18 protein-coding genes and 2 pseudogenes are annotated in these 21,108 nt (G+C 41.4%); 12 read left to right on the top strand and 8 right to left on the bottom strand.

All coding sequences use genetic code 11. The features are described 5' to 3' along the window. Window positions 1-25 precede the first annotated feature (25 nt). The 5 genes from ANSO36C_RS09300 to ANSO36C_RS09280 all read left to right on the top strand — a co-directional run bounded on the left by ANSO36C_RS09300 (window position 26) and on the right by ANSO36C_RS09280 (window position 6,799). Window positions 26-1,291, top strand: a complete 1,266-nt coding sequence (locus ANSO36C_RS09300) for a M16 family metallopeptidase (RefSeq protein WP_251959297.1) — start codon at window positions 26-28, stop codon at window positions 1,289-1,291. A gap of 52 nt (window positions 1,292-1,343) precedes the next feature. Beyond that, the gene (locus tag ANSO36C_RS09295; protein WP_251959296.1) at window positions 1,344-2,621 is read left to right on the top strand and encodes a M16 family metallopeptidase; all 1,278 of its coding nucleotides are present in this window, start codon (window positions 1,344-1,346) and stop codon (window positions 2,619-2,621) included. Between the two features lie 166 nt (window positions 2,622-2,787). Beyond that, window positions 2,788-4,749, top strand: coding sequence for a bluetail domain-containing putative surface protein (locus tag ANSO36C_RS09290; RefSeq protein WP_251959295.1), 1,962 nt, complete (start codon window positions 2,788-2,790; stop codon window positions 4,747-4,749). Window positions 4,750-5,049: 300 nt separating this feature from the next. Continuing rightward, window positions 5,050-6,081, top strand: coding sequence for a peptidoglycan-binding domain-containing protein (locus ANSO36C_RS09285; protein WP_251959294.1), 1,032 nt, complete (start codon window positions 5,050-5,052; stop codon window positions 6,079-6,081). Window positions 6,082-6,445: 364 nt separating this feature from the next. Beyond that, a complete protein-coding gene (locus ANSO36C_RS09280; protein WP_190941826.1) occupies window positions 6,446-6,799 on the top strand; it encodes a phage holin family protein in 354 nt (117 codons plus the stop codon). Between the two features lie 5 nt (window positions 6,800-6,804). Here the strand turns inward: ANSO36C_RS09280 and ANSO36C_RS09275 are convergent, their stop codons facing one another. The 3 genes from ANSO36C_RS09275 to argS all read right to left on the bottom strand — a co-directional run bounded on the left by ANSO36C_RS09275 (window position 6,805) and on the right by argS (window position 9,738). Continuing rightward, on the bottom strand, window positions 6,805-7,272 hold the full coding sequence (locus ANSO36C_RS09275; protein WP_251959293.1) for a cobalamin biosynthesis protein: 468 nt from the start codon (window positions 7,270-7,272) through the stop codon (window positions 6,805-6,807). A gap of 37 nt (window positions 7,273-7,309) precedes the next feature. Next, a complete protein-coding gene (locus tag ANSO36C_RS09270) occupies window positions 7,310-7,873 on the bottom strand; it encodes a Uma2 family endonuclease (protein WP_251959292.1) in 564 nt (187 codons plus the stop codon). 101 nt (window positions 7,874-7,974) lie between these two features. Then, window positions 7,975-9,738, bottom strand: coding sequence for an arginine--tRNA ligase (argS, locus tag ANSO36C_RS09265; RefSeq protein ID WP_251959291.1), 1,764 nt, complete (start codon window positions 9,736-9,738; stop codon window positions 7,975-7,977). 737 nt (window positions 9,739-10,475) lie between these two features. Here argS and ANSO36C_RS09260 point away from each other — a divergent pair. Next, window positions 10,476-11,306, top strand: a complete 831-nt coding sequence (locus ANSO36C_RS09260; protein ID WP_251959290.1) for a PEP-CTERM sorting domain-containing protein — start codon at window positions 10,476-10,478, stop codon at window positions 11,304-11,306. Window positions 11,307-11,426: 120 nt separating this feature from the next. Here ANSO36C_RS09260 and ANSO36C_RS09255 read toward each other — a convergent pair whose 3' ends face one another. Continuing rightward, complete coding sequence (locus ANSO36C_RS09255) at window positions 11,427-12,695, bottom strand: tetratricopeptide repeat protein (RefSeq protein ID WP_251959289.1); 1,269 nt, start codon at window positions 12,693-12,695, stop codon at window positions 11,427-11,429. A gap of 298 nt (window positions 12,696-12,993) precedes the next feature. Between ANSO36C_RS09255 and ANSO36C_RS09250 the strand changes: the two are divergent. Further along, window positions 12,994-13,128 (top strand): annotated as a pseudogene (locus tag ANSO36C_RS09250) (DUF711 family protein); the annotation flags it as partial. A 2-nt stretch (window positions 13,129-13,130) separates the two neighbouring features. On the opposite strand, the pseudogene ANSO36C_RS09245 reads toward ANSO36C_RS09250, so the two are convergent. Beyond that, a pseudogene (locus ANSO36C_RS09245) lies at window positions 13,131-13,800 on the bottom strand (2OG-Fe dioxygenase family protein). Window positions 13,801-14,039: 239 nt separating this feature from the next. On the opposite strand from ANSO36C_RS09245, the gene sfsA reads away from it, so the two are divergent. After that, the gene (gene sfsA, locus ANSO36C_RS09240; protein WP_251959288.1) at window positions 14,040-14,765 is read left to right on the top strand and encodes a DNA/RNA nuclease SfsA; all 726 of its coding nucleotides are present in this window, start codon (window positions 14,040-14,042) and stop codon (window positions 14,763-14,765) included. 170 nt (window positions 14,766-14,935) lie between these two features. On the opposite strand, the gene ANSO36C_RS09235 is transcribed toward sfsA, so the two are convergent. Both ANSO36C_RS09235 and ANSO36C_RS09230 read right to left on the bottom strand, forming a co-directional pair. Further along, a complete protein-coding gene (locus tag ANSO36C_RS09235; RefSeq protein WP_251959287.1) occupies window positions 14,936-15,337 on the bottom strand; it encodes a fasciclin domain-containing protein in 402 nt (133 codons plus the stop codon). A gap of 233 nt (window positions 15,338-15,570) precedes the next feature. Further along, on the bottom strand, window positions 15,571-15,738 hold the full coding sequence (locus ANSO36C_RS09230) for a hypothetical protein (RefSeq protein ID WP_251959286.1): 168 nt from the start codon (window positions 15,736-15,738) through the stop codon (window positions 15,571-15,573). A 72-nt stretch (window positions 15,739-15,810) separates the two neighbouring features. On the opposite strand from ANSO36C_RS09230, the gene ANSO36C_RS09225 reads away from it, so the two are divergent. From ANSO36C_RS09225 to rpmB, 4 genes are all read left to right on the top strand, one after another. Then, on the top strand, window positions 15,811-16,470 hold the full coding sequence (locus ANSO36C_RS09225) for a class I SAM-dependent methyltransferase (RefSeq protein ID WP_251959285.1): 660 nt from the start codon (window positions 15,811-15,813) through the stop codon (window positions 16,468-16,470). 224 nt (window positions 16,471-16,694) lie between these two features. After that, on the top strand, window positions 16,695-18,686 hold the full coding sequence (htpG, locus tag ANSO36C_RS09220; RefSeq protein ID WP_251959284.1) for a molecular chaperone HtpG: 1,992 nt from the start codon (window positions 16,695-16,697) through the stop codon (window positions 18,684-18,686). A 2-nt stretch (window positions 18,687-18,688) separates the two neighbouring features. Continuing rightward, entirely contained in the window at window positions 18,689-18,946 is a 258-nt protein-coding gene (locus ANSO36C_RS09215) for a hypothetical protein (protein WP_251959283.1), read from the top strand. A 24-nt stretch (window positions 18,947-18,970) separates the two neighbouring features. Further along, the gene (gene rpmB, locus ANSO36C_RS09210) at window positions 18,971-19,207 is read left to right on the top strand and encodes a 50S ribosomal protein L28 (protein ID WP_251959282.1); all 237 of its coding nucleotides are present in this window, start codon (window positions 18,971-18,973) and stop codon (window positions 19,205-19,207) included. A 170-nt stretch (window positions 19,208-19,377) separates the two neighbouring features. Here rpmB and ANSO36C_RS09205 read toward each other — a convergent pair whose 3' ends face one another. Continuing rightward, window positions 19,378-21,069, bottom strand: coding sequence for an NAD-binding protein (locus tag ANSO36C_RS09205; protein WP_251959281.1), 1,692 nt, complete (start codon window positions 21,067-21,069; stop codon window positions 19,378-19,380). Between the last annotated feature and the right edge of the window lie 39 nt (window positions 21,070-21,108).

Below are 21,108 nucleotides of genomic sequence, written 5' to 3'. Positions count from 1 at the left end.
AAATTGTGGTCAAAACTACAAAAAATTGTTAAAACAACTAACTAATACCGTATTTCCAGCCTCGGTCTTCCGACTAGAGAGTGGTTTAACTTTTATTCATCAAGAAATTCCCACTACTCCTGTAGTTGTGGCGGATGTTTGGGTGCGTGCTGGAGCCAGCCTAGAGCCAAAACCGTGGTTTGGCATGGCGCACTTTTTAGAACACATGATTTTTAAAGGTACGGCGACGCTACCCCCTGGAATGTTCGATTCCAAAGTTGAAAACCGGGGTGGCGTGAGTAATGCGGCGACAAGCTATGATTATGCTCATTATTCACTCACCACAGCTGCCCCTTATTTAAAAGATACTCTGCCCTACTTGGGAGAACTACTACTCAATGCGGCAATTCCCGAAGATGAATTTAGCCGAGAAAGGGATGTAGTGCTAGAAGAAATTCGCTCTTGTCAGGACGATTCCGACTGGATAGGATTTCAAGCTCTAATTCAAAGCATCTATCCGCATCACCCTTACGGACGTTCGGTGTTGGGTACTGAGCAAGAATTGATGCAGCAGTCACCAGAAGCAATGCGCTGTTTTCATCACGCCCACTATCAGCCGGAAAATATGACGGTGGTAATTGCCGGGGGTATAGCCCAGCAACCAGCTTGGGAAATGGTAAATCACTCATTTGCTGATTTTGCCGAACGCTCTAATTGTCCGCAGTTGGAGAAAGTGGCAAAGCCTGTGATAACAGGTATTCATCGTCAAGAACTGTGTTTACCACGCATAGAACAAGCGCGATTATTGATGGCGTGGCTGGTTCCTGGAGTAGAAGATATCCGTACTGGCTATGGTTTAGATTTTTTGTCAGTGTTATTGGCAGAAGGGCGGACTTCGCGTTTAGTGCGTGATTTGCGAGAAGATTTGCAATTAGTACAGGGAATTTGCAGTAGTTTTTCTCTACAACGGGAATCGAGTTTATTTACAATTACTGCTTGGTTAGAACCAGAAAATTTGGAAGAAGTTGAGTCTTTAATTTGCGCTCATTTAGATGATTTGCAGACTAAAGGAATTAGCGAACAAGAACTTGCTCGTACACGCAGGCTGCTATGTAACGAGTATGCTTTTTCCACCGAAACACCAAATCAACTTACAGGGCTTTATGGATATTACAATACCATTGCCCAAGCTGAATTAGCTGTGACATATCCCCAGCAGATTCAGTCTTTTGATGCCAAAGAACTGCAAAAATTAGCTAAACAGTATCTCTCACCGGAGAATTACGCGGTTACTGTACTTAAACCGTGTTAGTCATTAGTAAAAGACAAATGACAAATGACAAATGACAAAGGACAAAAGATAAATGACAACCTTGCTGCAAAAATCATCTATCCATCGCACCGTATTAAATAATGGCATTGTCGTGCTAGTTACAGAAAACCCTGCTGCGGACATTGTTGCGGCGCGAATCTTTGTGCGTGCTGGTAGTTGTAACGAAAACCGGGAGCAAGCAGGGTTGGCACATTTGCTATCGGCAGTGATGACAAAGGGATGTGATGGACTTTCTAGTTTGGAAATTGCTGAAATTGTCGAGTCTGTAGGGGCGAGTTTGAGTGCGGATGCTGGCACTGATTATTTTTTGTTATCTTTCAAGACGGTAACATCTGATTTTGCGGAAATTTTAGCATTGGCAGGGCGGCTTTTGCGATCGCCTACTTTTCCTGAAACTCAAGTGGAACTAGAACGGCGTTTAGCACTCCAAGATATTCGTTCCCAAAAAGAGCAACCGTTCAATGTCGCCTTTGAACAAATGCGGCAGGTAATGTACCAAAATCATCCCTACTCTATGTCAGTGCTGGGAGATGAAACCACTATGAGTAGCTTAACTCGCACAGATTTAGTGGAGTATCACCAAACTTATTTCCGCCCAGATAATGTAGTAATTAGCATTGCTGGCAGAATCACACCCACAGATGCAGCAACGTTGGTAGAAGAAGTTTTTGCTGATTGGCAAGCGCCAGCCCAAGCACTACCAATACTGAATTTACCTGAAATTAAAGTTGAACCACAGGTAAAAATTAAACCAGTACAGACACAACAATCAATCGTGATGCTTGGTTATTTGGGGACATCGGTAAGTTCTGTTGACTACGCCCCACTAAAGTTGTTGTGTACCTACTTGGGAAATGGGCTTTCTAGCCGCTTGTTTGTCGAATTGCGGGAAAAACGCGGTTTAGCTTACGAAGTATCTGCATTTTACTCCACAAGGCTATTTCCAGCATCCTTTGTAGTTTACATAGGTACAGCACCAGAGAACACCAGCATCGCCCTAGAAGGACTACGTACAGAAGTAGATTTATTGTGTACTACGGAAGTATCCGAAAGCGCACTCCAAGCTGCTAAAAACAAAATTTTGGGACAGTATGCCTTGGGCAAACAAACGAACGGTCAAATTGCTCAAATATACGGTTGGTACGAAATTTTGGGCTTAGGAATTGATTTTGACACCAAGTTCCAAGAATTGATTATGGCTGTGAGTGCCCAAGATGCGATCGCTTCCGCTTGTAAGTATTTAAAAGAGCCTTACCTGTCTTTAGTTGGTCAAGAAGAAGCAATTAATCGAGCGATCGCATCTGCTTGATTTTTAACGTGCGATCGCAGTGTTTCTGAAAAATGTCCCTTTTGGTATGAGATGATCTGAAAGGATAACGGTTAAAGATGAATTCACTTAGACTTTCCCCCTAACCAAAAAGTATTATAGCAATACTACTTTTGTACTTCATTCTTCAGATCAGGAACATAAGTTTATGAACTCAACCACAACTTATACTTACGATGCTGCTGGTGACTTAATAGCTGAGAGGATAGACAACAACAGTGATGGGACTATAGACTCAGTTATTACTTACCGCTACAACGCGACATTAATTATCGCTGATTATGAGAGCCAGAGCATAAATGATGTTGTCTCAACCTTTACTTATGATACCAACGGCAACGTGATATCCTTGAGCCGTGACGAAAATAGCGACGGCATAGTTGATAGTATTCAAACTTCTACTTATGATACCAACGGCAAATTGACATCCTTTAGGGAGGACAACGGCGACGGTATAGCTAGTTTTATCCAAACTTATACTTATGATGCCAACGGCAACCAGACATCATCTAGCTTTGACTACAACGGCGACGGCATAGTTGATGAGATCCGAACTTATACTTATGATGCCAAGGGCAACCAGACATCCTATAGCTTTGACGACAACGGCGACGGTATACCTAGTTTTACTTACACTTATACTTATGATGCCAACGGCAACCTGATATCCTCTAGCGAGGACTACGGCGGCAGTATACCTAATCGTATCTACACTTATGCTTATGATGCCAAGGGCAACAAGATATCCTTTAGCAGTGACGAAAATGGCGACGGCATAGTTGATGCTATCCAAACTTATACTTATGATGCCAAGGGCAACCAGACATTCTTGAGTGAGGACACCAACGGCGACGGCATGGTTGATTATATCCAAACTTCTACTTATACTTATGATGCCAACGGCAACAAGATATCCTTTAGCCGTGACGACAAGGGCGACGGCATAGTTGATTATATCGAAACTTATACTTATGATGCCAAGGGCAACCAGACATCCTTTAGTCTTGATGAAAATGGCGATGTCATAGTCGATTATATCAAAACTTATACTTATGATGCCAACGGCAACAAGACATCCTCTAGCACTAACGGCTTCGGCAATGATGCTGTTGAGATTTTTACTTATGATGCCAATGGCAGGATCACATCCTCTAGCAGTTATGACAACGGCAACAGCATACCTTATTATGTTGTAACTTCTACTTATGGACGTGCATCCGCTAGCTATGACCTCAACAATGATGGTGTAATTGATGCGGTTGGCATTTACAGCTACGATTTGAGCGGCAAGCTGACCTCACAGAAGATTGACAATAATCGTGATGGAATCTTTGATCAAGTAACTGTTTACAGCTATGATGCTAACAACAGACTAGCTGCACAGGTAGCTGACAAAAATAATGATGGCATTGCTGACGAGATTATCACTTACAACTATGATGCCAACGGCAAACTGACTTCAGCAGATATTGATAGCAACAGTGATGGCACTACTGATGCCATTGCTACTTATCTATATGATACCAATGGTCAATTAATCAGCAAGACCACCACAGAGGGAAATGTGCTAAACATTACTCTAAATGGTGGTAACGGTGCAGATAAACTCACTGGTGGGGCTGGTAATGATAAAATTTCTGGCAAAAACGGCAACGATCTGCTTTTAGGATTAGCCGGAAATGACAAACTAGTTGGTGGTAACGGTGATGACATTCTTAATGGTGGCACTGGGCGTGATACTCTAACAGGCGATCGTGGTACTGATAAATTTGTGTTCAACAGTCTGAGTGATTCGTTGCTGTCTGGCTTTGATAGAATTACTGACTTGAACATTTGTGAAGATAAAATTGATGGGCTATATGCAGTTAACGCTGCTAATTTAGTTCAACTTGGCACTGTTGCTAGTTTAAATCTCGCAGATGTCCAACAGATATTGACTGCAACTGCTTTTGTGGCTAAAGGTGCGGCAACTTTTACTTTCGGTACAGGCAATAATCGACAGACTTTTTTAGCACTCAATGATAATATTAATGGATTCTCTGCCCTCACAGATGCCGTAATTGAGATTAGTGACTACAAAGGCAACTTGGCTAACTTAGCGATTGTTTAACTTCAGTTGCTGACCAAAACTAGGGTATGGGGCATAGAGAATTAAATAATTCGTAATTCGTCATGACGCTCAATGACTAGTTGGCGGAGCCTCTCGTAGAGAAGAGGCTCCGCTAACGTAATTCGTAATTACGTTTTGTGACAGGGATTTAGCTTAGGTGTTCAATACTTTGAAAAGTCACAAGGAGGAGCAATTCTGAACCCAAGGATATTGAATTATGTGTGATCACTTTCTATAGCAGCTGTTTTTTAGACCAAGCGGCTGTACCATTAGCATGAGAATATTCTGGGAGTAAATTCCATGCAAAGCAGCCTGACAGCAAGTATTTTGAGTTACTTAAAATTACTAGACCCAACTGTAAATCGCTGTAGAATGGAAAAACGGCAAAAAATTTGGTGGACAAAGAGGTCTAAATCTTTATCAGCCATCGAAATACTCTTGTTCTGCATTACGCCTCTGCTTATTGCCTCAACGGCTGTAGTATCAATAGCAGCACCACAAAAAATTGCTCAAATAAATCCTGGAGATACCATCAACCGCCCTACCCTTAAAGTTGGTAGTCAAGGTGAACGCGTAACTGAACTTCAGGCAGCTCTGAAACTTTTGGGTTTTTACTCTGGTGCTGTAGATGGTACATATAATGAAAATACGGCCAGTGCTGTTGCCCGGTTTAAACAAGCAGCTGGCTTGAATCCAGATGGCATTGTTGATGCCAGCACTTGGCAAAGACTTTTCCCAAAAGAACCGATAGCAGCATCAAACGTCCTTTCACCCCAGCCAAGATTTAACTCGGCTACAAATTTTCCGGTTCCAAACCAGACTAACAACCTCACCAACGTTGCAAATATCAACCCCAACCCCCCAAGACGAGCTGTAACACAAGTTCCGACTAGCCCTGAACCAAGACCTACCACCCCAAGAAGAGCTGTAACACAAGTTCCGAAAAGCCCTGAACCAAGACCGGCTACCCCAAGAAGAACTACAACTTCAAGCACGCAGAAAACGCCGAATCGGCCTACATCCACTACTCGAACTCAGTCAAACACACAGACTCGGCAAACTACTCGAACTCAGCCAAACACAACTACTAAGCGAACCCCTGGTATTCAATACACCTCAGAAGGAATGCCAATTTTGCGTATAGGATTACGTGGTTCTGAAGTTGTTAAGTTGCAACAACAACTGAAAAAGCTTGGTTTCTTGAAAGGCGATGCCGATGGAGACTTTGGCGAGACAACCGAAGCCGCCGTGAAAGCTGCACAAAAGCGCTATGGTTTAGAAGCTGACGGTGTAGTTGGTGGCTCTACTTGGGAGGTTCTTTTACGGCGTTAACCTTAGCCCTACCTTCAAGCTTGCTAAATACAGCATCCCACATCACGCGTCTGTAACCATAAGGTGCATTTATTGGAAATCCCCAAAGTACAGAGGTTTTTCAACTTCGAGAAACCTCCGTAGGGGTTTTATGCTTCACAGCATTTTTTATCAATTCATTGCGGTACATCCTGCAATACGATAAAGATATGCCGATTAGAAATATCTCTTTATGCCTAGCACTAAAAAATTACATTGCTTTTGTCCTGATAAAAGATAATGGCAACTTTAAAAGTCAAGCACAATGACGCCTAATCGTGTTACAGATCACAACTGGCAATAGTGAAATTAATTAAACTTACTGCTAATTCATCTAAAAAAACTTATGCAACACTTTTTATTAACTTGGCTCGGTACTGCGGTAGCGTTATTCATTACTGCTAATATTATTCCAGGATTCTTTATCAAGAATTTTGTGACTGCCTTGATCGCTGCCCTTGTTATTGGTCTGGTTAATGCATTTATTAGACCAATTTTGCGAATTTTAACGTTCCCGATTACCTTACTCACTTTTGGTTTATTTACATTAGTAATTAACGCCTTAACCCTTTGGCTGGCAAGTGCCCTAACTCCTGGTTCTGGTTTTGAGATTAATGGCTTTTTACCTGCTTTGTTAGGTTCAATTGTGCTAGCAATTGTTTCTAGCGTAATTAACTATTTTTTGAGAGTTGTTGAGTAGAAAAATTAGTGAAGTTCTGTAATACTAATATTTGAAGCTTGGGCAACAGCTAGCGTTAATGCTCCTGGTTGCCCTTGTAGCTGAAAAATTTGTTTAGGAACTAAGAACTTGACTTGCAATTCCTCTATGTTTGTAAAGGGGTAAACAGTCAACGATGTGAGTTGAGAGGCTGCAAGAATAGCCGCTGCCTCTGCTACGCTAGGTGTACCTACTTTATGGTCGGTAATTGTGGCAGGGTTGGGAACACAGACACAGCGAAGGATTTCGGCAGAAAAGGTTTTTAGGGGCAAGTTGCGGAGATGGCAAAGTTTTGCTAAACCAAATTCTGAGGCTTTAGTGTCAATGGTAGCAATACCTGCGATCGCACTTTGAAAAAGTTGATTTTCTCGAAAGACTTGCTCAATTGCTTGATCAATCAACTGCCATGAGGTTCCCCGTTTACAACCGATTCCTACCCATAAAACTTGTTGCACTTGGTGTATTTCCTTATTCAATTCGTCAGAGTTTGGTTTACTCCAATAGCCAACCAAATAAATCTCCTACAGTCAGCCTCAACTCACTTGCAAAATCTGGCACAGGGAGTAAAGCTTCTAGTTCATCCAACATGACTGGCTGTTGATTGCGGATGTATACAAATACCGTTTGTTCTTCTGGATCAATCAGCCAACCCATTTGTGTTTCATAATTTAGGCAATGCAGAATATTTTTTGTAACTTTCGTCTGTCTTTGGTCAGGTGATAGAATCTCGATAGTCCAATCGGGAGCTGCTGAAAATAAATTTGCTACCCTGCCATTTTCTTTGCGAGGTATTCTCTCCCAAGTAAATACCGCTACATCCGGGATAATTGATCTGCCACCAAAAGTACACCGCAGTTCTGGATATGCTCGTGCAACTCTTTGGGGTTTCAATATAGCATTAATAAAAATAATCAGTTCACCTTGAATAGTGCTGTGTTCTCCCTGTGCCATTGGTTTTTGAATAATTTGACCATTGATGTATTCACTAGCGGGTTTTGTTTCTGATAACATTAAAAACTCTGCCAGAGTTATGTTTTTTGATGCTGTCCGTACCATAAGCGATCGCCTCCAAGCCCAGCAATTTTGATTAACAAACCGCAAAGACGCAAAGAAAAAATCAGCTTAACTCTTACTCTGCGTACCTATGCGTTAAAAAATTACATCCTCTCCAATACCTCAATTCCCAACAAAGATAGCCCCAACTTCAGAGTTCTAGCAGTCAAATCACATAAAACCAAACGAGATGTGCGCTGTGGTTCCTCCGCATCCAAAACTTGCACTCCCTGATTGCGATCATAAAACTGATTAAACTTCTTACTCAGTTCATACAAATATTCACATAAACGATTGGGCAGCAAGTCTTGCTCTACAATACTAATAACTTCATCCAGTTGAAGTAAATATTTTGCCAACGCTAATTCTGTTTCATGCTGCAACAGAACGGCATTGTTTCCCAACTCCTTAAAGTTAATATCACCCTTGCGGCTAATCCCCTGAATCCGGGCATAAGCATACAGCATATAGGGCGCAGTATTACCTTTGAGATCCAGCATTTTGTCATAGCTGAAGATGTAGTTACTGGTGCGATTTTGGCTTAAGTCTGCATATTTAACTGCACTGATGCCAACGATCCTAGCAACTTTATTAATAAATTCTTCAGTTTCTTGGCGCTCTTCTTCTTGTAATCTAGCTTTTAGGTCTGCATGAGTACGAGAAACAGCTTCATCTAACAAATCCCGTAACCGCACAGTATCCCCAGAACGAGTTTTAAATTTCTTGCCATCTTCTCCTAGCACCAACCCAAAGGGAACATGCACTAATTCCACATCATCGGGAATCCATGCAGCTTTCTGTGCTACTTGGAAAAATTGAGCAAAGTGGTTTCCTTGTCCAGCATCGGTTACATAAATTATCCGTTTTGCTTTATCCTGCTGAATCCGGTAGCGGAGGGATGCTAAATCTGTCGTGGCGTAGTTATAGCCGCCATCTGATTTCTGCACAATTAAGGGCAAAGGTTCACCTTCTCTATTTGTAAACCCTTCCAGAAAAACGCATTTTGCGCCCTGATTTTCTACCAGTAATCCAGATTTTTCTAAATCTTCCACAACGCCAGACAGTAAGGGATTATAGAAAGATTCTCCGCGTTCAATGACTTGCACATCTAGCAAGTCATAAATTATTTGAAACTCTTGCCGTGATTGTTCACACAGCAGTTTCCAAGCATGCAGTGTATCTTCTGCACCTGCTTGTAATCTGACGACTTCCTGCCGTGCTGTTTCCTGAAAAGCTTCGTCTGTTTCAAAGCGTTGTTTGGCTTGGCGATAAAAAGAGACTAAATCTCCAATATCTAAAGCATTAGCGGTGGTAAGTGCGTCTGGGTAAACTTCCCGCAGATAGGTAATTAACATTCCAAACTGCGTACCCCAATCACCTACATGATTTAACCGCAAGACATCGTGCCCTTGGAATTCTAAAATTCGGGCTATGGAATCACCAATAATTGTCGAACGCAAGTGTCCGACGTGCATTTCTTTAGCAATATTCGGACTGGAAAAATCCACAATTTCCCGCTTCGGCGTTTTCGCGGCTGGAACTCCTAGTCTAGGATCAGCTTGGATTGCATTTAGTTGTGCTTCTAAGTATGCCGTTTTCAATTTGAGATTGATAAATCCTGGCCCAGCGATTTCTGGCGGTTCGCAGATTTCGGATACATCTAATTTATCAACGATCGCAGATGCGATCGCTCTTGGTTGCAATCCTTTCTTTTTACTCAAAGATAAAGCCACATTCGCCTGATAATCGCCGAATTTAGGATTACTAGCAGGAACCAAAATTGGATCTACTCCAGCGACATCAGCGCCAAAAGCCGCGACTAAAGCCTTCTTAACCTGATCTTTTAGTTTTTCTTGTGTAGAGTTCATATATAAATTTTATCTGTGAGAGGGGAAATGTAGCTCTGGAAAAGCTTGATTATTTTAACCTTATAAAGATATTCGTCAAGTCCAAGCAAAGACTGTCATCCTAAATAACAGTCCCCTTAAATTGTCTCCCATCCTCAGCATAAGAGACTTCCAAATTCTGACGATACTGAAGTTAATTTTGACATTGCCCCCTAGATAAGACAAGTTGTATACATAACAGCTTAGGTAGTAAGCACTGAATTGCTTACTCCAAAAAATAAACTTATTCACCCAGGTTTCATCGATTAGATAGACTACTACGTTTCCCAACGTAAGTACGCAGATAAACTTTGCTTGTATAGAAGCAAGTAACTTTGATCAAAGCTAAGTTGATACCCATGACAGCGTACTACTACTTATCGACCTCATTCAAATAAAAATCCTTATAGATTAAGCTTTTAGCCTTTACTATATAAATTGCATATCTGATTTTTATAAAAAATATAAATTTTTAATCAATTTTTCATTACATACAACGTTTCCAGCCTAAGTGTCAATAACAGTGTGTCTCCAGACCATAAATAGTTTATTTTCAGTATAAATACTTTAAATAAAGAGCTATTTAAATATACTAATAAAAACAAAAAAACAGATTGACTTCGCAAAATTGTATTTGTTACAACTAAAAGATATCGAACACAGATAACTGCTGAAAATAGCATTATCTAAATTGCTTTCCCTACTTAATGACTCCTAATATGAAACATAATTTATTTACTGCCTTCATTGCAGCTACAGCTACCTTGAGCGGATTATTTTCTCAAGTAGAAACTGCATCTGCTACTGGTTTTACTTGGAATAGTGCATGGACTCAGCCAACGGTATATAACAAGTCTCAAACTAGTTTTAACGACACCCCTTTTCAACAATTTGTCCAAGCAGAAAGCGTAGCTCTACCAAATAGCGGGCAATTCAAATTAGATCCTAGTAACTTAAACCTAAAATACGACTACGATGTTTCTGTTTACTTCATCAATGAAGGCGCAGGTTATAGAAATCAGTTAGCCTTCGATTCTACAGGAACTACTAATAAGTCTGGACTGCTTTTTAATGATATTTCTTGTGCAGGAGCCGGGTGTATTCTTGGCGGGAGTAATACACTAAAATTAGGTGATGGGGTCAAAATTGGTAATATTACCGGAGGCAGTCAACTTGACTTCTGGTTAAGAGCTGATGGTTTTAATCGTGGCAACTCTGCCAATATCTTTGGTACTGAAACTGGTTCTAACGCTGACGGACTACAGCACGCAGTTGCTTACGCTTACAACAACTATATCCTCCTAGCATTCGAGGATTTATACGGAGGTCTAAACGCTTCAGGGGTAGATTCTAAAACTGGTAAGCAGAACGAAGGTTCTGATCGTGACTTTAATGATGTTGTCGTCGTTCTTGATATCGGCGAGGCAAATGTTAAAGCGTTAATCGGTGCTAGCGTTCCTGAACCATCTGTTACTCTATCAATGTTTGCAGTGGGAGCAGTTAGTATGTTTGGATTGCGTCGTCGCCGTCAAAGTCGCACTTCTAACTAAATTTTGAAACGTGCTTAATGTAAGGTACGTTTAGTTTGTGAAAAAAATAACAAGTGAGTGAGCGAATTTTCACCCGTATAAGTGTACGGGTGAATTTATATGTGTAGTGGTATTTATATTTTATCTACCGCGATCGCGTTCTAAATCATCAATGACTTTTTGCAAATACCACTCATCTGACATTCCAGGATGGTAATCTTGCTTATGCTGAATTAATCGTTCGGCAATTTCCCAATATCCCCCAACCATTCGCAAAATTCGCTGGCGTAACAGATGAGATTTTTGCTTTTTTGACTCAGGACTAAATTTCTGGATTTTTTCTAGGCTACTTAAGACTTGTTGATAGTTTCCCCAATCTTCTTGTTCACAAAAAATACTCGCCGCCCGTTGATAATTCTCCACGGCATTTTGTATTTCTTCTATGCAAGTATAGGCAATGCCACGATTGTAGTAAACTTGAGCATCATCAGGATTGATTTGCAGTGCTTGGGTGTAATCTTGAATTGCATCAAGATGATTTCCCATTGCCCGATAAGTATTACCTCTAGCAATATATACTAGGGGATCTTGTGGTTGCATCTGGAGTGCTTGGTTAAAGTCTGCGATCGCTCCTTGATGATCTCCCAATGCAGAACGTGCTTTGCCTCGGTTACGATAGACAATGGCATCTTGAAAATTTAGTTGCAATGCTTGATTAAAATCTGCGATTGCTTCTCGATAATCCCCCATTTTACAACGCACAACTCCACGGCAGCAGTAAGCTTGGGCATCTTGCGGATCAGCTTTTAATACCCAGTTTAAATCGGCAAGTGCCTCTTGGGTATCTCCCTTCTCAGCCTTTTCTAACAATTGCGTGAAATAATCATTGGTGGATAAAATCGGCGCATTAGTAGAATGGGATTCCTGAAGAGGAGATTTTTCTGGGGGTTGTAGCTGTTTAATTCGTTCTAAACAAAGACGACAATTTTCTTTGTCTTGTTGCTCTAGATATAATTGTGCAGCCTTTTTGAAGTTAGCGATCGCATCTTGAATGTAACCTTGTTTGCGCCGCACCATTCCCCGCAGATTATAAGCAGCAGCATAATTGAGATTGAGACGGATAGCGCGTTCAACATCCTCCAGCGCCCCTGACAAATTTTTCAGCGCCACCCTAGCCAATCCACGACAATAATATGCCTCTACACTCTCAGGATTCAGCTTTATTACTTCGGTATAATCTGAAACAGCTTTAAGGATTGCTCCTGAGTCATAATGTGCCAAACCCCGTTGCAAATAAGCTTCGCTAAAGTAAGGTGTCAGTTGTAAAGCATGGTTAAATTCCTCAATTGCTCCAGCGTAGTCTTTTCGCCTAGCCTTTTCCAATCCTCTATTGTAGAATTCGTCATTCATGGCATTTGTTTGGTTGATTCACTTAGTTGAATTCCAGCAGGCTTGTTTGGTAGTCTAACCTATGCACTCACCTTCATATTTTAAGTATATTTCGTACTTTTTGGGAAGTAAAACCAACACACTACCCTATGTTGTTAAGTAAGTAGGCATGATTCAATAATAAGATGTCATTGCGAGTGAAGCGAAGCAATCCCAGAGACTTTGCGATTGCTTTGCTTCACTCGCAATGACGGAACATATTATTATCAGTAAAAATCTATGGTTACTCTAGGCTGATGCTTCCTGTTTGTGAAGATATTTGGCAACTTTAGCCATCAAGTTAGATAAACCACTATCAGCACGATTATTTCCAATTACAAATAAAAAAGCTGGGGAAATAACTAAATTCAATTCCCCATATCTCGTAGATTGTAAAATATTTACGGTTAACTAAAATTATTCCGAAAGTAAGCTGGGAGAAGTTAGTACAAAAACATCCCTACTTCCCTGAGCATCAATCTGTGGTTTGATAGGAGTAGTGAAGTGGAAAAAATCATGATCATTGACTAATAAGAGTTCTCCCGGATTTAGAACTTTACTAAACACAGGCTTTTCTTTTGTGCCAGCATATAGATGTGTTTCTCCACCTTGAATATTATCTCTATCTACTGAAAATATGCCAATAAAATCAGTACCATCTTGATGGATACCTTCAGGCGCTGGATTACCCAAATTATCTACTGAACAAATAGTTTCTAATTTGATGGACTCCGATTTCAGCTTCAGGATGAAGTCTACAAGAATCACTAAATGCTAAGAGAAGATTCTTAAAAATATCAAGTTCTATGAGTGCATCTTCTAATTCTGCAAACTCTCTTTTGATGTCACCCACTAATGGATTGTACTCTTTACTTTGAAAGAGGTAGCCATGAGGTAATTTGATTAACTGATTTCCCGAAACTGTGAACCGAGATAATCTTCTGGAACGGTAATAGCCTTTGATATAAGGGTCAATAGGCATATTACTAAAAAATGGCTTGAAACCTTTTGGATTAATTGAAGTTACTTTTCTGAGAGTAAACAGAAAAGCATATTCTAATTCCGTTGATGTCCACACTTTTTGCATAGGATTTACCTCCTTGCACGTTGAAATTTTCCCGGTTTTTTATGGGAGTCTTATAATACCTAGTATATGCTACTTTTTATTAAAATGTTGTAAATTTAACTACAAAAAGTGACAATACATGATATGTGAAGTTACTGGAATTCTGTCATAGGGCGGAGTTGGTGCTGAAAAGTTTTGCTGATGGGGGTTCGGTGGGCAAGGAATCGACGTATATTTACTAACAGCAACAAGGTTCCATAATGATAGATTGGCTTTACCGTTACCCGCCTTTGTATCCCGGTATTTTGCTCAAGCGTTACAAGCGGTTTTTTGCTGACGTTCAACTTACTTCTGGCGAAATAGTCACAGCGCACTGTCCCAATACAGGGCCAATGACTGGAGTATCGACTCTCCAAAGTGCGGTACAGCTTTCTAAAAGCGATAATCTTAACCGCAAATTGGCTTACACTTTAGAACTAATTCAGGTACATGACAACGAGCCGACTTGGGTAGGTATAAATACTTTTTTGCCCAATCGGGTAGTAAAGCTAGCTTTGGCGAAACACCTTTTCTCAGAACTGGGTGATTATAGCCAAATTAAGGGCGAGGTGGTTTATGGACTAGATAAAAAAAGTCGAGTGGATTTTTTCTTGACGGGGAGTGATGAGGAACCCCCGATTTATTTAGAAGTAAAAAATACAACTTTGTCTGAGGGTAGATTAGCGCTATTTCCTGACACGGAGACTACCAGAGGACAAAAGCACTTGCGAGAACTAATGGCGCTACTACCTCTAACTCGTGCGGTGATGCTTTACTTTATTAATCGCGGTGATTGTATCGAGTTCTCCCCTGGCGATCGCACAGATCCTATATATGGTAAATTATTGCGGGATGCGATCGCTCTCGGTTTAGAAGTCTTACCTTGCCGTTTTGACATTTCCCCCGAAGGTATCCGTTATTTGGGTTTGGCAAAACTAAAAATTTGATTACATCTAATCAAATATAAACGCATAAAACAATAAATCCATCTAGAGAGTATCTAGATGGATTTATTGGTAATTGATGTTTAGTAAAAAACATTCAACCAGACAGTAATTAAGAAACGACTATAGGTAGTCGCCGTCCCAGAAATAGCATTGGCTATTCTGAAGCTTGCTTATGCAGGAATCAAAACTGTGTCAATTACGTGGATGACGCCGTTATCAGCAGCAACATCTGCTGCTGCAACAGTTGCATCATTGATTTTAACGCCATTAGAAGCGTCAATTTTTACATCTGAACCTTCAACTGTTGTAGCTGTCTTCAGCTTAACTACATCAGCAGCTAATACTTTTCCTGAGACTACATGATAGGTCAAGATTTTCTTGAGCTTGGGAATATCTTTCAGTAATGCGTCTACTGTACCTGCTGGAAGCTTGTTAAACGCTTCATCAGTGGGTGCGAAGACGGTAAATGGGCCGGGGCCTTTCAGTGTATCTACTAGACCGGCTGCTTGGATTGCTGCAACTAGTGTGTTGAAAGAACCATTATTAGCGGCGGTATCAACTATATTGGCCATGTGTTTTACCTAGTTCTGTGTAATCTGTTACAAATCTAAACCATTTGTTTGATAAAATCTATCTATCGTTAGACGTATGCCGAATCAATTTTCTTATTGATATCATAAGAATTTACATATATTTTCATACAAATAAATAAACGCTTTTGAGGCTTGAGGGTTGTAACCACAGTTAACATCTGAGCCACAAAAACACTGCCAGTCTTGGTTTGAGAGCCAAAACTAGTCCGTCGCTAGATTACAGCAGGACGAATAGCTCGTTTAGCAGCATTAACTGTCAGGACTTCTGTTAGTTTCTTTTCCTGTTGTTCTATTTTCTGCGCCATTTCCTCTACCAGTTTTTTGACACTGGTTGGGGTTTTTCCCAATCTTCTGGGGGTATAAGATGCTGTTACTTTCACAATTTTTTCGGGAATTCTGTAGTTGTATACGCACCAAATTTGTTAATCTATCAACTTAGGTAGGTATTTTTTATGCAACTCATCACCTCCTTAGATATTAGAAATTCGGAATATTTATCCAAAAATCGCCTCATCAGCTACCATCACCAGTTGCGTTTAATTTTTTCACTGGGTAATCAAGTAAAAAACGTTCTGGAAATTGGGATTTTTAATTCTCTGTTAACAGACCTATTAAAGAATAATGGATACAACGTCTCTACTGCTGATGTTGACCCCAACCTCAAGCCAGAAATGATTTTGGATTTAACTACAGATTTTTCCTTACCGAAAGATAAATTTGATGCTATTGTCCTGTTTCAAGTGCTAGAACATTTCCCCTACGAACAGTCAGAAGAAGCATTGAAAAAACTTGCCATTGCAACCAAGAAATTTTTAGTGATTTCGATTCCCTATTGCACCCAATACCTCTCGTTTCAGCTTAAAACCTCTTTCTCCGGCAGACCAAGGCATTTATTACTCAATATGCCAAAATTCTGGAGTACAAAGCCAGTCTGTGACGAACACTACTGGGAAATGGGTTTGAAAGGATATCCCAAAAAGCGGATTTTAAACTCTGTTGCCAACGCTGGGTTAACTGTCAAGCAAGAATTTATCGATCCTACTTATCCATACCACTATTTTTTGGTGTTAGAGAAGAATTCCAGCAATACATTAGACAGCAGTCTCAACTAGACTAATAGATCTGCGTTGAAAATCGGGGGTTGGGAGTAGGGAAATCCGAATCAGAAAATGGGGGCAAACTATGCTCAAAAAAGGTGCATCGCCTAAGCTATGCTTTTAAAATTCTAATTGGTATCATGCCCTTCTGTGTTCTCCGGGTTTATCCTGGAAAACAGAGGGTTAGCCTGTATTAGCCACTATCATCATTTCAGATACGAAATCGAAAATTACCAATTATGCTAGAACAAGGCACTATCAGTATTCATACTGAGAATATTTTCCCAATCATCAAGAAGTCGCTTTACTCAGATCATCAAATCTTCTTGCGGGAACTGGTATCCAACGCTGTAGACGCCATCCAAAAGCTAAAAATGGTATCCCGCGCCGGCGATTATGCTGGAGATATCGGCGAACCAGAAATTGAAATTGCCATTGACAAAGATAAGAAAACTCTATCCATCTCCGATAACGGTATCGGAATGACCGCAGATGAAGTTAAGAAATATATCAATCAAGTTGCCTTTTCTAGTGCTGAAGAATTTATTCATAAATACGAAGGCAAATCAGATCAACCGATAATCGGTCACTTCGGTCTTGGTTTCTACTCTTCCTTCATGGTGGCGCAAAAGGTAGAAATTGATACTTTATCTTATCAAGAAGGAGCGCAGGCGGTTCACTGGACTTGTGATGGTTCGCCAGCTTTCACTCTCGAAGAATCTTCCCGGACAACTCGCGGTACTACTATTATTCTCAGCCTGCAAGGGGAAGAAGAGGAATTTCTCGAATCAGCACGAATAAAAAATCTTGTCAAGACATACTGCGACTTTTTGCCAGTCCCAATTAAACTAGATGGCGAAGTAATAAATAAGCAAAAAGCACCGTGGCGAGAGTCTCCGAGTAATCTGACTCAAGAAGATTATTTAGAGTTTTACCGCTATCTCTATCCTTTTCAGGAAGAACCTTTGTTATGGGTACATCTAAATACTGACTATCCCTTTATCATCAACGGTATTCTGTATTTCCCGAAAATGAGGCCGGATGTCGATGTTACGAAAGGTCAGATCAAGCTATTCTGCAATCAAGTTTTTGTTAGCGATAACTGCGAAGAAATTATCCCGCAGTTTTTGATGCCGATGCGGGGTGTGATTGATAGTACCGATATTCCCCTGAACGTATCGCGGAGTGCCTTGCAAGGCGATCGCACCGTGAAGCGAATTGGTGATTATATTGCCAAAAAAGTAGGCGATCGCCTCAAAGAACTTTTCCGCGATAATCGTGAACAGTACATTAGCGCTTGGAAGGATCTTGGTACTTTTGTAAAATTCGGCGTTCTCAACGACGAGAAATTCAAAAAACAAATCGAAGATATCATCGTCTTCCGCACCACCGCCAAACTGACAGAAAAACCTGCGGCGGAAACTCCAGTGGTTGAAGTCCAATCTTCAGACGGGGATGCTTGGCAAGATGTCACTCCCTCACCCAGTGCAGAGAACTCAGCACCTAGCGCTCCCTATACTACGCTGAAAGAATATCTAGAACGCAACAAAGAACGCAACGAAAATCGGGTTTTCTACAGCACCGAGGAAGCAACCCAAGCTACATACATAGAACTGCACAAAAATCAAGGCTTGGAAGTCCTGTTTATGGACTCCTTTATCGATACCCACTTTATCAACTTCCTCGAACGGGAATATCAGGATGTCAAGTTTACGCGAGTAGACTCAGATTTAGACAATACTCTGCTGGAACAAGATAAAGATAAGGAAATTGTCGATCCCAAGACGAACAAAACCCGGAGTGAGACAATCAAAGAGTTATTTGAGAAATCCCTCAACAAACCCAAACTCAACATCCGTACCGAAGCGTTGAAATCAGACGATCCTCAAGGTACACCACCTGCGATCGTTCTTTTACCAGAGATTCTCCGCCGTATGCGGGAAATGAACGCTATGATGATGCAGCAGCAGACAGTAGAGTTTCCCGAAGATCACGTTTTGCTGGTGAATACTGCTCACCCGTTGATTCAAAATCTGGCAAATCTGAACCAAGGTATTATCATTCAAGGTAACGGTGAATCGTCTACAGATCAGTTAGTCAACTTGATTTGCCAACACGTCTACGATTTAGCGCTGATGTCTCAGAAAGGATTTGACGCTGAGGGAATGAAATCTTTCGTAGAGCGATCGAATGAGGTACTCACCAAGCTGACAGAACAAGCAAGTAAATAGTGATGAGTGGGGCATGGGGCATGGGGCATGGGGCATGGGGCATGGGGCATGGGGCATGGGGCATTGGGCATTGGGCATGGGGCATTGGGCATTGGAAATTGTTTAATGATTATTCTTCCCCTGCTTCCCCTGCTTCCCCTGCTCCCTCTGCTCCCCCTGCTCCCTCTGCTCCCCCTGCTCCCTCTGCTCCCCCTGCTCCCTCTGCTTCCTCATCTCCCCACTTCTGCTGCCTAAGACCTAAAATGGAAAGGCTGTATTAAAATAAAAATCTGGAGATAGTTGCTATGTCCCGTCGCTGTGAACTAACTGGTAAAAAAGCAAATAACGCTTTTGCTGTTTCCCACTCCCACCGTCGTACTAAACGCCTTCAGCACGCTAATCTGCAAGACAAGCGGGTTTGGTGGGAAGGTGGAAATCGTTGGGTGAGATTAAAGCTATCAACCAAAGCAATCAAAACCTTACAAATTAATGGGTTAGAAGCAATGGCAAAAAAAGCTGGCATTAACCTAAATCATTACTAAGTAATCTGGATTTCATAACCAGAAACTTTCGTAGGGTGGAATATAGGTGATTCATAGGGTAGCACAGCTAGCTGTGCTACCTACATCTTGGGTAGCAGGCAGGCTTTCTATATTTTGAATTCTGTTGGCAATTGAGAAATTTTATTATAATTAATCACCTGAATTTTGTATTAAACGTGTGATTCGCAAACTTCCTCATGCCGCCACAATTGATATAGTCGCGTTGCGGGCATAGTCATATATAAAACATCGCCAGCACAGAGGTTAGTTTCTAACAAATCCCAGCCATGAAGGGTTTCGTTGTTTGTTTCTACGTATAAAGGTACACAATCACCAGACATTGCTACATCTTTTACCCACTGGCCGCAAAAAACGTGTGAAGGTGTAATCACAGTTGCAAAAGCCACCCAAAGACTATCTGCTGTAATGCCATTGCCGAGGATTCGTCCCCCTAGTGCGGCGGCGGCAAAAGCTGGGGCTGCCAATTCAGCCGGACTCAGCACAGCCTCGAAGCCAAATAGGTGTTGCGCTATGCCAGCAAAATCGGGATCCGCATAATGAACAATCACCGGAATGCTGGGTGTCAAGCCTTTGGCTTTGAGGGCAATTTCCAGATTGGTGGCATCATTGCTAGTAACAGCAAGCACTGCGGCGGCAGAGTCTATATTGCTGGATTTGAGTATTGTGCGGAAACTAGCATCGCCCTGAATGACGGGAATACCGAGTTCGCGGGCGGTGTTGATATGTTTATTGTTGGAGTCGGGTTCAACTACTACAACTTCATATCCACTAGCGTGGAGTTGCTGGACAATTCTCACTCCAATACCACTCAAGCCACAGACAATGTAGTGATATCGTTGGGGAATTCGGGCGGCATCCCAAAATTGCTTAAAGCGGCTTCCTAAGACAAAATCGGTGAGCATGGCATACCAAATACCAATCACCACTGCTCCAACCAGCATCATTACAACTGTAAATAACTTAATACTGTTAGGAGCATTTTCTACTACTTTGTCGTTACCACCGGCTCCGGTAATCATGCCGACAGAAAAATATAGAGCATCGACAGGAGACAAACTCAACTCAGCCGACATATAAGTGAGTGTAGCGATCGCAATAACCGCAAATAAAACAATAGCACCCACCACTACCGATCGCCCGTGTTGCTGAAACTGCCTAAAATTGGTGAGGGCTTTCAACAGTTTTCTCAGTAATGATCTCCGGTGAGAACGGATGCGAGGTTGAGTGCCAACAATTAAGCGATCGCCTACTTGTATCTCTTGCCCGGATATTACACCTGACACCAAATCCATCTCACCTTTTACTGGCAAGTAATAAATCATCATCCGCGATCGATCTTCCCACAATTCACTCAGCTTTCGACCCCTCCAGAAGTGGTTTTCATCGATGTATTCTTCATGAATTGGCCAAGTTTGCTGAAATAATTTGATTTGGCCGATCGCTCGGTTTCCCATCGCTGCAAAGGTGAATACGGGTGCTGCTAATCCGACAACACTCATACTCAAATGGTCTGGCAAACTTTGATCTAGGCGCTCCGCTAAATTTGTATTATACAAACGGTTGATAATCCGAATCTGGGGATTCAGTACCCGTGCTTGCATCATAATAGACAAATTCAGAGCATCTTTAGATCCAGCGATGACTAAAGTGTGTGCCTGTTGAATTCCTGCTGCTGTTAGGGTAGAAGCTGCTTGTAAATCGCCAACAATCACATCTCCTGATGTTTCGCCAGGGATAGATTGGTGATGAATGCCAACAACGAAGGCTCCCTGATGTCTCAGCAGACGAAAGGTTTTATATCCGGTACGTCCTAAGCCACAAACAATAATTCTGGGTTTCATGAAACGGCAGCATCTTTTACAGGTAGGGCTGCATTTCTA

The sequence above is a fragment of the Nostoc cf. commune SO-36 genome (assembly GCF_023734775.1).
Classification (GTDB): Bacteria; Cyanobacteriota; Cyanobacteriia; order Cyanobacteriales; family Nostocaceae; genus Nostoc; species Nostoc commune_A.
This window is presented reverse-complemented; position numbering and strand designations above follow the sequence as displayed.